A 15,591-nucleotide genomic window follows, 5' to 3' on the forward strand; every position below is an offset into this window, starting at 1 on the left:
CTCCGCGTCCAGTTTCTATACTTATTAATATTCAGCCGTAATTATCGGCGTTCCAATTGTGACGGTTGTTTTGCCGCCCATTCCGTCCTGCGCAGCTCTTAAAGCGATCTGCAGGTTCATTGGACCGCCGTCTGTTTCAAATCCTCCGTCCCATAAAGGGGTGTTTGCGGATAATGAAACAAATGTTGGTTCGTTCAAATGCTCAGTGACCGTTGCTGTAAATGTGTCTGCAATTTCTTGTCCCCATGTTTCTAAAGAAGCTGCTTTGTCCCCTGTACCTATGCCTTCCGCACGAACAAAAAATTCGGAGTGCTTCATCCATTCCGGTGATTGCTGTGTGTCAAAAAGCAGTGAGAACGCGGACTTTCCATCTGGTGAGATGGGGAGCATTGATGCGTCATAGGCATGATATGCCCGGTATTCATTCTTTGCAACTCGTATAGACGTCAGTACCATCCGTTCAGTTACATTTGAATGTATATCCGTTCTTTTTCCTTCCCAAACCTTGTTTCCATGTTCCTGACCGGCTTTTGACCAGGTGAACATATCCAGCTCGTCCATATACGATTCGGTAAATGAATCCATTTCCTTACGGGACAGCGTTTCTGTCCCTTCACTTCTGGAATAGATATGCCAGCGATTGGTCCGGATTTTGTTTTCCGTCATTTTATTATTGATCTGCTGTATTGTTTGTAAGGGTGAATATGCCTGATTGTCTTTTTCCTGCATTGTCGCCGTCTGATGACCGGTAAAGAAAGCAAAAAGCAGGATTCCTGCCGCTGCTGCAACCGCTAAAACGTTCCCCATTTTAATTCCCCCATGCACGAGTCTTCTTATTAGCATTGTTGCCTTTAAGACAGTGCACATACATGGAATTAAAAGCTAAAGAACGACACGTTCTGCAACAGGTTCTGCCCTCTGGCATCAGAAGGATTTTTTCTGTGCATGTACTGACTGCTGCTGCTAAAAAAGGTGTCTGAGCATCGTTGACCAGTTGAAATAATTCAACAGGAAGCTGCTGACAAGATGTGTGATCGCGATGGCGACCAGGATGACAAGGGCTTTTGCCTTCGGTCCGTCGGGATCAGCAACAAACAGATCCCATTTAAACGTCTGCAGTGACCACCATACCGTGACGAGTACAACAATATTCACGAACAGACTGACTAACGCTTGCTGACCGAACTGTTCCAAAGCTTCTGTTTCCTCCCACATCGACGCAAGCCGCAGCTTTTCGTCTGAATAAGTTTTTGTTGAAGTCTATGTACTAACTGTGGTAATTTAAAACGTTACCTGATAACAGTGCCGATAAACTTCACAAATCCTATCTTAACGAATTCTCAACACAATTGCTACGGCTTTTTTCCCTAAAAATCAACTTTTTTCAAACATTTCCGCGTCTGGTTTTCATTTTTGTGATCAGGCTGTCTCAGCGTCTCTTTTTCAGGTTGTAGTATACTAATTATCACTTGTAACACAATTGTAAACTTCTTTCGGATAGAAAACGGTATTTTTGCAAAAAAAGAGGAAAACAGTTCCATTTGCTCTCAAATAGCCCACCTTTATCCATACGAAAGACCCATAAAAAAGAACCTGCTCCTGTCAATGTTCTATAAAAACATTGTCCGAAGAGCAGGTTCTTTTTTTGTCCGTTCCGTCAAAATTTTACCACTAAACTTTGTTAAAGTTTATTGTTGATTTCCGCTCTGTGCGCTCCCTTTCCACGGGCACCGCTTGAGCCGGCGCTGTTCCCACAGGAGTGTCGCACGTTCGCTGCAATCAACTTTAGAATGATAAACATCAAGTTTTAACAGCCTATTCCTAAAAACTGAGCCACTGCAGTGTGGTAAACCAGTTTGTGAGAAGGAACGGGATGATCCCGAGTCCGACCGTTCCAGCCAGTGTTACTGCCAGGACCACTGTCATGCCCGGTGATACAGCAACCGGAGCCCCCGGCTCCCGTGCTGCGGCGACTTCTGCTTCCGCAGCGGAGGTGTCCACACTGCGCACGAACAGACGCTGGATGATGCGGAAATAATAGAAGAAGGAAATGACGGTAGCCAGGACCATCACTACTGCCAGCCAGATCATCCCCGCTGAAACGGTATGAAAGAAAATCCAGGCTTTACCGATAAATCCTGCGGATATGGGCAGGCCGGCAAGGGAGATGAGAAACGCACTCATACTGAACGCAAGAAACGGCGACCGGTAGTAGAGCCCCGTAAATCCGCTCACGTCCTCCGAGTCTGCAGCCTCTGTCACAATCGTGATGACCGCAAAGGCACCGAGGGTCATGAGCATATACGCTGCGGCGTAGAACATAAATACGCTTATCGCAAGGTCTGCTGTCGTAACAGCGGCGAGCGGGACGAGCAGAAAGCCGGCCTGGGCAATGCCCGAGTAGGCCATGAGCCGCTTTACGTTGCGCTGAGGCAGGGCGATGAGACTTCCGGCCAGCATCGTAAGGGCAGCGAGCACACCGATGAGAAACGCCCACTCCTCATAGATCCCGCCGAATCCGGTAAAAAAGACGCGGAGCACGATCGCAAATGCCGCCACCTTGGAGATGGCCGATAAAAACGCAGTAACCGGTGTGGGTGCTCCTTCGTACACGTCCGGCGCCCACATGTGAAACGGAACGACGGACATTTTAAAGGCAAAGCCCCCGAGGATAAACAGCAGGCTCATCATGACGAGGAACGGATATGCGGCAAAAAGGTCGCCGATCCCCTCTCCGATTACCGTAAGGCTCGTTGTGCCGGTGAGGCCGTACAGAAACGACATGCCGTACAAAATAAAGGCCGATGCTGTTCCTCCGAGAACGATATATTTGACCGCCGCTTCCGAGGACTGTTTCCGGTAGCGCCTGAAACCGGTCATGCAGTATGCGCTGATGCTGAGGAGCTCAAGTCCGATAAAGAGCGTAATCAGATCGGCGGAGGATACCATGATCATCGCCCCGATCACTGCGAACAGCATGAGCGAGTATAGCTCCCCCTGGTAAATATCGTCGTGGCGGTCCACATAATACATCGTAATGCCGATGACGAGCGCTGCACCAAGAAGAATCATGATTTTGACCACAGTGGACATCGGGTCGACGAGGAACATATCCCCGATGCCTCCTGTACCGGTGCCGTTACTAACAGCGGTCAAAACAGCCGCAGTCAGGAGGGCGATAATACTCAAATGGCCGGTGAACGGCTTTTTTCCCTTTACCCCGGTCATGAAATCGATCGTGAAGATGAGCAGGGCAAAGGCGGCAAGAACGATTTCCGGTGTCATGAGCGACCAGTCTGCTGTATAGTTTATCATTCTGACGTTACCCTCCTGCTCTCGTAATCATTTCAATGACGGTTGTATTGATGATGTCGCTTAACAGATTCGGATAAATGCCGATCAGAAGGCTCAGTCCAAGCAGCCCGATAAGGGGCACGTACTCAGCCGGCCGCACGTCAGGAAGCCCTTTAAACTGCTCTCGCATGCTGCCGAATGTCGTCCGCTGAACGGCCCAGAGCAGATATCCGGCTGTCAGGATCATCCCGAGTATGCCAATACCGCCAATCCAGTAGGCGGCGGGGATCAGTTCGGCTGCGCCGAAGATGCCCATAAAGGCGAGCAGTTCGCTCACAAAGCCTGACAGACCGGGCAGCCCGAGGGATGCCATCGCTGCAGCGAGCATGAATCCGGCAAGCACCGGCACCGATTTGGACAGGCCGCCGAGCTCTGAGATGGTACTCGTGTTCGTCCGCTCGTACAGGGCACCGACGATGAAAAACAGAAGTGCGGCGATAATCCCGTGGGATACCATCTGGAATATGGCCCCCTGCATACCTGCTTCGGTCAGGGAAGCGGCGCCAAGGAGGATAATTCCCATATGGCTCATGCTTCCGTAGGCGATGAGCGTCTTCAGATCCGACTGGACCAGCGCCAGGCAAGCACCGTAAACGATATTAACGACCGCGAGAACCGCAATCACCAAGGCGAAATTGGCCGCCTGGTCCGGCAGAATGCCGTAACCGATCCGAATCAGCCCGTACGCTCCCATTTTGGAGAGCACACCGGCAAGGATCATCGTGACCGCCGTCGGAGCCTGTGTGTAGGCGGCCGGAAGCCACGTATGGAAAGGGAAAACAGGCAGTTTGACCGCAAAGGCAAGGAAAATGGCAACAAACAGTCCGGTTCTTACAGCGGAACTGAGCACTTCCGGATTCGCCGGATTGGCAAAAATGTCAGCCAGCACGATCATGTTGAACGTCGTTTCTGCAAAAGCCGTCGCCTCTGCCCCTTTAAAGGCGAGAGCGATAAAGGCGACAAACATAACGGCACTGCCAAGACCCGTATAAAGGAGAAACTTGAATGCCGCACGGCTCCGTTCGCTTCCTCCCCAGATGCCGATCAGAAAAAACATCGGGATTAAGGTGAGCTCGAAAAACAGGAAGAACAAAAACATATCCAGAGCCGTAAACACACCGAGCAGTCCGGTGGTGAGCACCAGCATCCAGGCAAAGTATTCCTTCACTCTCGTCTCGATCCGGAATGAGGCAAAGACCGCAATCGCCGTCACAAGGGTCGTGAGGACAAGCAGCGGCATGGACAGTCCGTCGACGCCGAGCTCATAACGGAGCTGCACGAGACCGAAATCAATCCAGGAATAGCTTTCTCCGAGCTGGATTCCCCCGGCAGCCCCTCTGAACCGGCTCCACACGATCAGGGAAACGAGAAATGCCATTACAGCGACTCCTCCGGCAAACGAACGGATCAGCTGCTTTTGTTCCTTCGGTAAAACGAGAAGCACGAGCGCCCCGGCGAGGGGAAGAAAGACAAGAATGCTTAATAGATTTCCAGTCATCCGAAGTACCCCCTAACCATAAACGCGGCTGCAATCAGGACAAGGCCGCCGGCCACACTCACAAGACCGTATGTCTGCAGCTGTCCGTTATGCTGTTTGCCTGCTTCTTTTCCTGTGTAAAAGGTCAGGCGACCGGCGAGGTTGACCGTACCGTCAATGATCTGGCGATCCGCTGCCGAGAAAAGGCGACTCAGCATGAGGAGCGGCCTGACGATCACCGCTGAATAGAATTCATCAATAAAATACTTGTTTCGAAGAATCAGGTGGACTGCCGGCATTTTTGCCTGAAGCTCCAGGTTCCTGCCGCCTTTGTAGAGCAGCCAGGCGAGACCGATTCCAGCTGCCGCAAGCAGAAGCGAGACTGCTGCCAGGCCGATGCCTGCGTGTGCCTGTTCGCCGTATGCCAGCCCGCCGGTTAAAAAGCCTTCGAGCCAGTAGCCATTAAACGGCAGATGAACGAAGCCGGCAGTGACCGCGAACCCGGCAAGGACCACGAGCGGAACGGTAATCGTCCGCACCTGCTCTTTCGGTGCTTCTCCCTCTCCCCTGTATGAACCGGTGAACACTTTGAAAAACAGGCGGAACATATAAAAAGCAGTCAGAAGACTTGTCACAGCTGCGAGCGTAAACAGAACCATGTCCCCGTTTGCCCATACCGCGGCTAGGACCGCTTCCTTGCTCCAGAACCCGGCGAGGGGAAAAATCCCGGCAATCGCCAGCGCCCCGATCAGAAACGTCACGGAGGTAATCCGCATCCGGTTCCACAGTCCGCCCATGCCGTTGATGTCCTGCCGGTGGTGAAGAGCGAGAATTACCGAGCCGGCTGCCAGAAACAGAAGGGCTTTAAAAAACGCGTGGGTCATCAGATGAAACAGTCCGGCCACGTAGCCAGCTGTCCCAAGCGCCAGCATCATCAGACCCAGCTGGCTGACCGTTGAATAGGCGAGAATCCGCTTAATGTCGGTATTTACAAGGGCAATCGATGCGGCAAATACCGCGGTCACGGCACCGGTATAGGCGACGACCGTCAGCGCTGTACCGGAAGCGAGAAACACCGGGTACGCAACAGCGACCAGGTAAACCCCTGCTGCCACCATTGTGGCGGCGTGAATGAGGGCACTGACCGGTGTTGGACCTTCCATGGCGTCCGGAAGCCACACGTGCAGCGGAAACTGGGCGCTTTTCCCGACGGCGCCGAGGAAAATGCAGAGCGCAATTGCTGTGACCATCGCACCGGATACTTCCCCGTTTTCAATTGCGCTGAAGGCAGCACCGTACTCAAAACTTCCTGTGGCGTTGAACAGAAGCACGAGGCCGACGAGGAGCCCCACATCGCCGATCCGTGTGACGAGAAACGCCTTTTTCGCTGCGTCCGCTGCTTCTTTTTTGAAATACCAGAAGCCAACAAGGAGGAACGAGCAGAGCCCCACGAGCTCCCAGAAGATAAACAGCTGGAGCAGATTCGGCGCGAGTACGAGACCGAGCATTGAAAATGTGAAAAACGTCAGATACGCATAAAACACGTGAATTCGTGCGTCTCCTGCCATGTAGCGCTTCGAAAAGACATGGACGAGGAGGCTCACAGCGGTTACCACGAACAGCATCATACTGTTAAGCGCCGTCACTTCAAAGCCCATCGTCACGTCCACCGATCCGATCGTCAGCCACCTTACTGTGGCGCCATATGTCTCCCCGCCGATCCGATCAAACAGAACGATGACAGATAGCGCCAAGGATGCGGCGAGTGCTGTAATACCGATATATGAGGACGCCCCCGAAAGCCGTCTGCCGCCAAGAAGCAGCACGAGAAAGGCGATCAGGGGAAAAACAGGGATCAGCCAGGCATTCTGTAACATACCATCACCTTTTTCTCTTTTTCGCCCGCAGGGTACTGCCGGACGAGGATTGGGTCAAACGCTTCGGTTACCATCTGAGCAGGTCCTGTTTGATGACGTCGATAGATGATCTGTTTCGGTACAGGGCAATCAGAATGGCAAGGCCCACAGCCGCTTCTGCTGCGGCAACGGTGATTACAAACATCGTAAACACCTGACCTGTGATACTCGCAAACGGACCGATACTGGAAAATGCCACAAGGTTAATATTGACGGCATTGAGCATAAGCTCAATACTGACGAGAATAATGACGAGGTGCCGTCTTGTGAGCACACCGTATAGCCCGATGCAGAACAGGATGGCGGCGAGAGCCAGAAACAGATTCAGAGAAACCATACTACTCCGCCTCCTTTCTCGCCAGCACGACCGCGCCGGTGAGCGCGGCAAGAAGGAGCACACCGACACCGATAAAGGCAATCAGGTAGTTTCCGTAAAGTTCAAGACCGATCGCTTCAGGCGTGCCCACGTATGGGTTGTCGTTCGGGGCAAAGTCCGCCTGAAGCACCCCGTAAAGGATTGCACCGAGAAGAGCCCCCACTCCCGCAAAACTCACAACCTTATGCAGCCGGCTTCTTTCCGGACCGAACCCGGCGGACCGGTGGTCGGTGAGCATCATCCCGAATACGAACAGAATCGAGACAGCGCCTACGTAGACCATGATCTGAATGATGCCGATAAATTCCGCCCGGAGGAGGAAGTAGAGACCGGCGATCGCCATAAACGCAAACGCCATAGCGGCGATCCGGTGGGATATTTTCCTGAGGATCAGGACGAGAACCGAGCAGGCGATCACGATCGTGCCGAGGATGAGGAAAAAGATCATTTGTGCGCTCACTGGTCCTCCCTCCCCTTCGCTTCCGGCTTCGGATCGACCTGATTGTTTGCTTCGGCTTTCTTTTCTTCCGGAATAGGATCGCCCGTATTTTTCACTTCAGCTTTTTCTTCCGGAGCCTTCACTTCGGGTTCCTTCTGTGCCGGTGCTCCCTCTTCCGGCTTTTTCGTTTCGGACACCTTACTTTCAGGCGCCTCCACTTCCGTCTGTTGTCCGGCCCCCTTTTTCTCCCGGGGCTTCTGTACTTCTTTCACGGCAGCTGTTTCTTCTGAGCCGTCTGTTTCGGTTTTCTTTTCTTTTTTCAGGGTTTCGCGGTTTTCGCCGGCCTGCTTTTCAGGGGCGGCTTCTGCTTTTGGCGGCGGTGCCGTTTCGCGTTTTTTGCGCTCAGGTGCCGCCGCCTTCGTCCGGTCTTTAGCCGGCGTGGCAGTCTTTTCTTCTTTTTCCGCTTCTTCCGCCTCGGGTTCTTTGTAGTTGCCGTAGACGGTGTTGTCGGTGAGCCAGCGCATGTCTTTGAAGTGCTCATCCCGGGTATAGGATGAAAGGTTGTCGTATCTGGCGGTCATGACGATGGCGGCTGTGGGGCAGACTTCGGTGCAGAAGTCGCACAGGATGCAGCCCTGAAAGTCGATGTTGTAGGTGTCGATGACTTTCTTTTTCGGGTTAACTTCGCTTTTTTTCCCGGTGAGGGTGATGACGTCTGTGGGGCATACTTTGACGCACAGGTCGCAGACGATGCACTTTTCGGGAAAGAAGCGGTGGATGCCCCGGAAGCGTTCGGGCATGTGGACCCGTTCTTCGGGGTACTGTATGGTGAATTTCTTTTTTCTAAAGTAGTTCAGCGTGATGCCGAATCCTTTCAGCAGTCTAAACATGCTACCACCCCATCCAGACTTTGATGATCGCTGTTATGACGATGTTGATCAGGGCGAGCGGGATGAGGACTTTCCATCCGAAGCCCATCAGGTGATCGACCCGTGCCCGCGGCAGTGTGGCGCGGAGCCAGAACCAGATGAACATGAAGCCGCACATTTTCAGAAGGAACCAGACGATTCCGGGTAAAAATGCGGGTCCGAGCCAGCCGCCGAGAAAGAGTGTGGTCGCGAGCGCCGAGATGGCGATGGCGTAGGTGTACTCGGCGAGCATGAAGAAGGCGAAGCGGAAGCCGGAGTATTCGGTATGGTAGCCGGATACGAGCTCTGACTCGGCTTCTGGCAGGTCGAACGGCGAGCGGTTGAGCTCGGCGATAGCGGAGATCATGTACACGAAGAATGCGAGAAACTGCGGGATGATGAGCCACAGTCCGATCGATTCCTGGTACAGGACGATTTCCCGGAAGTTGAGTGAGCCGGCGAGAATGACCACACCGACAATGGAGAGCACGAGCGGGATTTCGTAGCTGATCACCTGGGCCACGCCGCGCATGGCGCCCATGAGTGAATATTTGTTATTGGAGCTCCAGCCGCCCATGATGACCCCAAGGGTGGTGATGGAGCTGATACCGATAAAGTAAAGCACGCCGATGCTGAGGTCGGCCGCGTAGATGTTTTCGCTCCAGGCGATGGTGGCGAAAATGGCAAAGGCCGGCACGAAGGCGATGACCGGCGCGAGAATAAAGATCGGCCGGTCGGCAGCTTTCGGGATGACGTCTTCTTTCATGAGCAGTTTTGAGACGTCGGCGATCGTCTGAAGCATCCCGAATGGGCCGTGACGGTTCGGGCCGTGGCGCACCTGCATGTAACCGATGACTTTACGCTCGAACAGGATTGAGTATGTCACAGCGCCGAGGAGAAGCATGAGAACGGTGACGGCGTAGACGACCATCATGAGCAGATCCATTTACGCATCCACCTCCCCGAGCACGATGTCGAGACTTCCGAAGATGGCGACCAGGTTGGCGATCGGTTCGCCGACGAGGTAATCCTGCAGGATCTGGACGTTTACAAAGGACGGCCGGCGCAGCTTGACCCGGTACGGCTGGGTTTTGCCGGCACTTACGATATAGACGCCGATCTCCCCTTTTGATGCCTCACAGCGTTTGTAAACTTCGCCGGGCTTCGGTTTGATCATCATGATCCGCTTGCCTTTTTTATGGATGTACTCCCCGTCCGGAATGTCGGCGCACGCCTGCTCAATGATTTTGAGCGACTCGTGCATCTCTGCGATCCTGGTTTTATAGCGAGCGTAAACGTCCCCTTCCTGGAACGTCGGCACGTCGAAATCGAACCGGTCGTAGATCGAATACGGTTCGTCTTTTCTGAGGTCAAATTTCAGGCCGCTTCCTCTGGCAATCGGTCCGGACAGTCCCCAGTTGATGGCGTCCTGCTGGGTGATCTTGCCGACCCCGATCGTCCGCGCCTGGAAAATTTCATTGCCGGTGACGAGCCGGTCGTATTCGTGGATATTTTCCCGGACTTCCTTGACGGTTTCCTGGACTTTTTCGATCCAGCCGTCAGGCGCGTCCCATTTTACCCCGCCGATGCGCACGTAGTTGAACGTCATCCGCGCGCCGCTGATTTCGTTCAGGCGGTCGAGGATCAGGTCCCGGTCCCGGAAAGCGTACAGAAACGGGCTCAGTGCGCCGATATCGAGAAGGAACGTGCCCCACCAGACGAGGTGGGATGCGATCCGGTTGAGCTCCATCACGAGCACGCGGAGGTATTCGGCGCGCTCCGGAATCTCCCAGTCGAGGAGCTCCTCCACTCCGGCGCAGTAGATGTAGTTGTTCGTCATCGCATTTAAGTAATCGAGCCGGTCGGTGTAGGGAATGAACTGTGTGTAGAGGAGGTTTTCGGCAAGCTTTTCCGAGCCCCGGTGCAGATAGCCAATGACCGGTTCGGCTTTGACGATCGTCTCCCCTTCAATCGTCAGCACGAGCCGGAACACCCCGTGGGTACTCGGGTGCTGCGGTCCCATGTTCAATGTCATTTGTTCTGTACGAATCGACATGTGCTGTGCGCCCCCTTAATCCAAGCCCATTGCTTTTTTATCTGTGACGTAATCTTTCCGGAGCGGATGCCCCTCCCAGTCGTCCTCAAGTAAAATACGTTTAAGGTTTTTATGACCCGGGAAGCGGATGCCTAAAAGATCGTATGTCTCTCTTTCGAGCCAGTCTGCCGTTTTCCAGACGGGCTGAACCGACTGCACTTCCGGATTGTCCCGGGGTGTTTTCACTTTGATGTACAGGTAGTGGTTATGCGGAATGGAATAAAGGTTGTACACCACTTCCATATGTTCCTCGTAATCGATACCGGTAAGGCAGCTTAAGAAATTGAACTTCAGCTCCGGATCGTCGTGCAGCATGCGTGCCGTATCCAGCGTCCAGTTTTCCGTGCTGAGTGTGACCATTGGCTTGCCAAAGTTCAGTACCGCCTCTTCTACGGCGCTTTCGCCTGTGGCGGTTTTGCCGTTGGCGTTGGTGCTGAGGGCGATCTCGTTGATTCTGGCGCTTATGACTTCTAGAAATTCTTCGCTCATTTCTTCACCACCACCTGTTCGCCTCTCGCTTCACGCCGGATTTTATCTCTGAGAAGCTCCACTCCGTCGAGAAGTGCCGGTGGTGTCGGTGGACAGCCTGGTACGTACACGTCAACTGGCACGATTTTATCCACGCCGTTTAAGACGCTGTAGGCGTTTTTGTACGGACCGCCGCATGTGGCGCATGAGCCCATGGCGATTACCCACTTCGGTTCCGGCATCTGATCGTACAGCTGCCGGAGCACCGGGGCCATCTTGGCCGTCACCGTACCGGCGACGATCATGAGATCTGCGTGGCGTGGGGAAGCACGAAAAATAACCCCGAACCGGTCAAAGTCGTAGCGGGCGGCCCCCGTTCCCATCATTTCAATCGCGCAGCAGGCCAGGCCGAACGTGAGCGGCCACAGGGAGCGTGTTCTCGCCCAAGCTTTTACCTGCTCGACTTTTGTAAACAGAACGTTACGTTTGAGATCCTCAGCGAGCCTCGGATCGTATCTTTCAAGATCCTGAAATCCTTTTAGTTCCATTCTAGCACCTTCTTTTTCCAGGAATATGCAAGTCCCAATCCCAGTATGAAAATGAAGATCAGCATCGCATTCAGTCCGGTCCAGCCGAGCTGGTCAAGAGCCACGGCCCACGGATAAAGGAAAACGGTTTCAACATCAAAAATGACAAATTCAAGTGCGATAATGTAGTAGGCTACATGAAATCGCACCTGTGCGTCGCCGGTCGGTCTGATCCCGCTTTCATAGGTGATGAGTTTTTCTTCGTACGGGTTTTTCGGTCTCAGGAACCTCCCTGCCGTGAGCGCGGCAACCGGCAACGCGATCCCCAGCAGCATAAAGATGACGACGTACGTGTAATTCGAGTAGTAAAGCGCCAGATCCATACCGTCACTTCTCCCTCCATTCGCCAACTACCTCTGAGTATACTTTATTTTGCAGTATTTTACTTCAATATTCTAAATAATTTGAATTATACCTTTAGGAGTTTTGCTCGGATTTTGTCGAAGGTAAAGATTGGTTATTTAGGTGTGCTTTTTTTTGTGTGTCTGCGGCGGCAGTCCCGGTTTAGTAGTGTTTGCTGCCGGTGGTACGCGTGATTTACTGGTGTGCGGTCACCTCCCTGGTGAGGCTGAGGTTTATGGTTTACGTTTAGGGTTTTGCTGAATGCTTTTGGCACGTTTGGGGTTTTGAGAATTTGCTGTGCTGTTTTTGGTCACTGGGACAGCACGTCTCTGTAAAAGGTATGTCCGGGGACGTGGATTTAGGATAGGGAATTGTGCGGGTTCTCGGGTGAGCTGTTCGTGAGGTCGCTGAGGGAGTAAGTTCTGCCGCGGTTGTGGCCCGTGATGGGGAGGTTGAGTTCTTTTAGCAGATATTTTGCTGTGGACGCTGACCCCACTTCAGCAAACCATCTGAATTCGTTATTTGTAATTAGAGGTTTTATAAGCAGGGAAAAGTCTATCAGTGTTTCCAGGTGTGGATTTCGTGTTGTTTTTCCACAATGTTTACACAGCCAGTGGTAACGCTGTTTGATCATTGTTTTATTAACACAGACTGAGCACAATACTCCGGTTATAAGTTCCGAGGGATGCACGCCAGTTTCGTTCAGTATACATTGGTCGTCTTGTTTATGCTGCTGCAAAATGAGGGACTCAAGAGCAGATATTGAGAAGACTGATTTTGAATGGCGGCTTAGCTCATAAGACAGCCTCGAGGGGAGGTTGGCGCTTCTGACCATGTTCTTAATCGAAGGGTGATTGTTATACTGGGGCGGTATGTCGAGCCTGCAATTTGGGTTGGAAATGACCACCAGCGGTTTAACTGGTATTTGAGGCAATCCTGCTTCTTCGATCCAGTTTGTGAGGTGCTCCATTTGAATGACAGCCTGCAGATAAAAGTCAGGAAGAACCTTTATAGTATTGTCAGGCTTCGTCCAAATTACCTGATGACGGTCAGGCTCAAATCTAAGCGTACCAGATATGTTTTTAATTTCAAGAATCATTAGGTGAGTTCTGTGGACCAGTAGAAAATCCATTCGAAAATCATGATTGAGGGTGTGGAGTTTAATACTGTGGAAGATTCGGTACTGTCTGCCTGCTTTTTGAGTGAGGTAGTAATGAAGAGATTTTTCACCGCTGTATCCGGCTTCTATCCGGTATAGTTTCTGCAGAATTTCCTGACGTTTAGGGCGGTTATATGGGATCCTGCGTGCTAAAGCCTCCAGTTTTCGGAGCCTGAGTGGTTTTTCAATTGGTTTTATGAACACAACAGCACCTCTATTCGTTTTTATGGGGGATAAACTTGTAGAATTACAGGAGTTAATGGAGGGAAAGACTCGGTAAATCGACAATGAGATCCGGGAAATCGGCAGAAAAAGCTGGGAAATCGTCAGTCAATGCTGATATATCGACAGTCGCAAGCACAATATCGACGAAACGACACGATTCGACACCACCCGACCAGCGTCGTCCGCTTCGCCCAATGACTATGTACAAACCACCCCCGGCCATCTCCGGCCGGGGGCAGCTGTACATATGTTAATTTCCAGTCACTTCGAGGCGGTTAATTGCGCGCTTAAGCGCAAGTTCCGCACGACGGAAATCGATGTTGTCTTTCTTTGCTTCGTCCAGGCGGCGCTGGGCACGCTCTCTAGCCGCGCGCGCGCGGGCGACGTCGATGTCGGTTGGCAGCTCGGCTGATTCAGCCAAAATGTTGACTTCATCACGGCGAACTTCCATGAAGCCGCCGTTTACCGCCACCAGATCAACCTTGGAGTCTTTTTTAATTCGGACCGGACCAATACGCAGCGGCGTGACGAGCGGGATGTGCCCCGGCAGGACGCCGAGCTCACCATCATGCGCCTTCACACTGACGAGATTGGCCTCAGCTTCATAGACACTGCCATCCGGAGTGACGACATTGACCTGCATCGTCTTCATGGTTTATCCTCCTTCGCCGTTTTACAAGCTGATCCGGGAAAAAGTGAAGGCTCGAAGCTTCGTTGCCGAAACTACGCGGCCGGAACCTTACGCTCCGGTGCCCGTACATCTCTCAAGATGCACGGCCAGCCTCTTTTTTTCCCATGCCGCTCATAAACTCGGCTCTTATTCCATTTCCTTCGCTTTTTCGACAACCTCTTCGATGCGTCCAACAAGACGGAAGGCATCCTCAGGAAGGTCGTCGTATTTGCCGTCAAGGATTTCCTTAAAGCCGCGGATCGTTTCTTTAACAGGTACGTAAGAACCTTTTTGACCCGTGAACTGCTCGGCAACGTGGAAGTTCTGGGACAGGAAGAACTGAATACGACGGGCACGGTGTACGACAAGCTTGTCTTCTTCGGAAAGCTCGTCCATACCGAGGATCGCAATGATGTCCTGAAGCTCTTTATATTTCTGAAGTGTCTGCTGTACTTCACGGGCAGTTTCATAATGCTCGTCTCCCACGATTTCAGGGGACAGGGCACGGGAAGTTGATGCGAGCGGGTCAACCGCAGGGTAGATACCCATCTCGGAAAGTTTACGCTCAAGGTTCGTTGTCGCATCAAGGTGGGCGAACGTCGTTGCCGGTGCCGGGTCAGTATAGTCATCGGCAGGTACGTAGATCGCCTGGATGGACGTTACGGAACCTTTCTTTGTGGATGTGATCCGCTCCTGAAGCATACCCATCTCAGTTGCGAGTGTAGGCTGATAACCTACCGCAGATGGCATACGTCCGAGAAGTGCGGATACCTCACCACCCGCCTGAGTAAAGCGGAAGATGTTATCGACGAAAAGCAGTACATCTGCGCCTTTGGCATCACGGAAGTGCTCAGCCATTGTAAGACCAGACAGGGCAACACGCATACGTGCACCAGGCGGCTCGTTCATCTGACCGAATACCATGGATGTTTTCTTGATAACGCCGGAATCTGTCATTTCAAAGAACAGGTCGTTCCCTTCACGGGTACGCTCACCAACACCTGCGAATACGGAAATACCACCGTGCTCCTGGGCGATGTTGTTGATCAGTTCCTGAATAAGTACCGTTTTACCTACACCGGCACCTCCGAAGAGTCCGATCTTACCACCTTTGATGTAAGGGGCAAGCAGGTCAACGACTTTGATTCCTGTTTCAAGGATTTCTGTTTCTGTGGAGAGTTCCTCGTACTTCGGTGCTTCACGGTGAATCGGGTCACGCTGCACGGAAGCGGGTACTTCCTCTCCAAGGTCGATGTGCTCACCGAGTACGTTGAATACACGACCTAGTGTTTCGTCTCCAACCGGAACTGTGATTGGCTGTGCTGTATCTGTTACTTCAATTCCGCGGGTCAATCCGTCTGTGGATCCCATGGCGATCGTACGCACGGAGTCGTCTCCGAGGTGAAGCGCGACTTCCAGTGTTACGTCTACGTCCACTTCCCCAGAGGATTGAGCCTGACGCTTAATTGTAAGAGCGTTATAAATCTCAGGTAATTCTCCCCGGTTAAACTTTACGTCTACAACCGGTCCAGTTACTTGAGTGACGCGTCCTTTATTCATCATCTTTCCTCCTCA

At 52.5% G+C, this 15,591-nt stretch carries 15 protein-coding genes and 1 pseudogene; all 16 read right to left on the bottom strand.

Annotated features, from left to right (window positions below):
- Positions 1-24: 24 nt before the first annotated feature.
- Complete coding sequence (locus CR205_RS17020) at positions 25-807, bottom strand: YwmB family TATA-box binding protein (RefSeq protein WP_161524823.1); 783 nt, start codon at positions 805-807, stop codon at positions 25-27.
- Positions 808-963: 156 nt separating this feature from the next.
- Complete coding sequence (locus CR205_RS17025) at positions 964-1,194, bottom strand: DUF1146 family protein (protein WP_236634877.1); 231 nt, start codon at positions 1,192-1,194, stop codon at positions 964-966.
- Between the two features lie 627 nt (positions 1,195-1,821).
- A complete protein-coding gene (locus tag CR205_RS17030; protein WP_110521342.1) occupies positions 1,822-3,315 on the bottom strand; it encodes an NADH-quinone oxidoreductase subunit N in 1,494 nt (497 codons plus the stop codon).
- Between the two features lie 7 nt (positions 3,316-3,322).
- Entirely contained in the window at positions 3,323-4,852 is a 1,530-nt protein-coding gene (locus CR205_RS17035) for a complex I subunit 4 family protein (RefSeq protein WP_110521343.1), read from the bottom strand.
- Positions 4,849-6,708, bottom strand: coding sequence for an NADH-quinone oxidoreductase subunit L (gene nuoL, locus CR205_RS17040; RefSeq protein WP_110521344.1), 1,860 nt, complete (start codon positions 6,706-6,708; stop codon positions 4,849-4,851). The genes CR205_RS17035 and nuoL overlap by 4 nt, the downstream gene beginning before the upstream one ends.
- A gap of 67 nt (positions 6,709-6,775) precedes the next feature.
- A complete protein-coding gene (gene nuoK, locus CR205_RS17045) occupies positions 6,776-7,084 on the bottom strand; it encodes an NADH-quinone oxidoreductase subunit NuoK (RefSeq protein WP_110521345.1) in 309 nt (102 codons plus the stop codon).
- Between the two features lies 1 nt (position 7,085).
- Positions 7,086-7,583, bottom strand: a complete 498-nt coding sequence (locus CR205_RS17050; protein ID WP_110521346.1) for an NADH-quinone oxidoreductase subunit J — start codon at positions 7,581-7,583, stop codon at positions 7,086-7,088.
- A gap of 482 nt (positions 7,584-8,065) precedes the next feature.
- Positions 8,066-8,452: pseudogene (locus tag CR205_RS20595) on the bottom strand (NuoI/complex I 23 kDa subunit family protein); the annotation flags it as partial.
- A gap of 1 nt (position 8,453) precedes the next feature.
- The gene (gene nuoH / locus CR205_RS17060; protein ID WP_110521348.1) at positions 8,454-9,416 is read right to left on the bottom strand and encodes an NADH-quinone oxidoreductase subunit NuoH; all 963 of its coding nucleotides are present in this window, start codon (positions 9,414-9,416) and stop codon (positions 8,454-8,456) included.
- A complete protein-coding gene (locus CR205_RS17065) occupies positions 9,417-10,526 on the bottom strand; it encodes an NADH-quinone oxidoreductase subunit D (RefSeq protein ID WP_110521349.1) in 1,110 nt (369 codons plus the stop codon).
- Positions 10,527-10,541: 15 nt separating this feature from the next.
- Positions 10,542-11,054: an NADH-quinone oxidoreductase subunit C gene (locus CR205_RS17070; protein ID WP_110521350.1), complete on the bottom strand. Its 513-nt coding sequence runs from the start codon at positions 11,052-11,054 to the stop codon at positions 10,542-10,544.
- Positions 11,051-11,581, bottom strand: coding sequence for a NuoB/complex I 20 kDa subunit family protein (locus tag CR205_RS17075; protein ID WP_110521351.1), 531 nt, complete (start codon positions 11,579-11,581; stop codon positions 11,051-11,053). The genes CR205_RS17070 and CR205_RS17075 overlap by 4 nt, the downstream gene beginning before the upstream one ends.
- Positions 11,572-11,943, bottom strand: coding sequence for an NADH-quinone oxidoreductase subunit A (locus CR205_RS17080; protein ID WP_110521352.1), 372 nt, complete (start codon positions 11,941-11,943; stop codon positions 11,572-11,574). Before CR205_RS17080 ends, CR205_RS17075 begins: the two co-directional genes overlap by 10 nt.
- Before the next feature lie 377 nt (positions 11,944-12,320).
- Positions 12,321-13,325, bottom strand: a complete 1,005-nt coding sequence (locus CR205_RS17085; protein WP_161524824.1) for a nuclease-related domain-containing protein — start codon at positions 13,323-13,325, stop codon at positions 12,321-12,323.
- 271 nt (positions 13,326-13,596) lie between these two features.
- Positions 13,597-13,998 (bottom strand): F0F1 ATP synthase subunit epsilon, encoded by a 402-nt coding sequence (locus CR205_RS17090; RefSeq protein ID WP_110521354.1) that lies wholly within the window; start codon positions 13,996-13,998, stop codon positions 13,597-13,599.
- Positions 13,999-14,163: 165 nt separating this feature from the next.
- Complete coding sequence (gene atpD, locus CR205_RS17095; RefSeq protein ID WP_110521355.1) at positions 14,164-15,576, bottom strand: F0F1 ATP synthase subunit beta; 1,413 nt, start codon at positions 15,574-15,576, stop codon at positions 14,164-14,166.
- Positions 15,577-15,591 lie beyond the last annotated feature (15 nt).

The sequence above is a fragment of the Alteribacter lacisalsi genome, from assembly GCF_003226345.1.
GTDB lineage: Bacteria > Bacillota > Bacilli > Bacillales > Salisediminibacteriaceae > Alteribacter > Alteribacter lacisalsi.

Excerpts from the sequence above, each read along its gene's own strand:
- CR205_RS17090 (WP_110521354.1), bottom strand. The coding sequence starts at position 13,998 with ATGAAGACGATGCAGGTCAATGTCGTCACTCCGGATGGCAGTGTCTAT.
- CR205_RS17030 (WP_110521342.1), bottom strand. The coding sequence starts at position 3,315 with ATGATAAACTATACAGCAGACTGGTCGCTCATGACACCGGAAATCGTT.
- nuoL (WP_110521344.1), bottom strand. The coding sequence starts at position 6,708 with ATGTTACAGAATGCCTGGCTGATCCCTGTTTTTCCCCTGATCGCCTTT.
- CR205_RS17020 (WP_161524823.1), bottom strand. The coding sequence starts at position 807 with ATGGGGAACGTTTTAGCGGTTGCAGCAGCGGCAGGAATCCTGCTTTTT.
- atpD (WP_110521355.1), bottom strand. The coding sequence starts at position 15,576 with ATGAATAAAGGACGCGTCACTCAAGTAACTGGACCGGTTGTAGACGTA.
- CR205_RS17070 (WP_110521350.1), bottom strand. The coding sequence starts at position 11,054 with ATGAGCGAAGAATTTCTAGAAGTCATAAGCGCCAGAATCAACGAGATC.
- CR205_RS17035 (WP_110521343.1), bottom strand. The coding sequence starts at position 4,852 with ATGACTGGAAATCTATTAAGCATTCTTGTCTTTCTTCCCCTCGCCGGG.
- CR205_RS17080 (WP_110521352.1), bottom strand. The coding sequence starts at position 11,943 with ATGGATCTGGCGCTTTACTACTCGAATTACACGTACGTCGTCATCTTT.
- nuoK (WP_110521345.1), bottom strand. The coding sequence starts at position 7,084 with ATGGTTTCTCTGAATCTGTTTCTGGCTCTCGCCGCCATCCTGTTCTGC.
- CR205_RS17065 (WP_110521349.1), bottom strand. The coding sequence starts at position 10,526 with ATGTCGATTCGTACAGAACAAATGACATTGAACATGGGACCGCAGCAC.
- CR205_RS17075 (WP_110521351.1), bottom strand. The coding sequence starts at position 11,581 with ATGGAACTAAAAGGATTTCAGGATCTTGAAAGATACGATCCGAGGCTC.
- nuoH (WP_110521348.1), bottom strand. The coding sequence starts at position 9,416 with ATGGATCTGCTCATGATGGTCGTCTACGCCGTCACCGTTCTCATGCTT.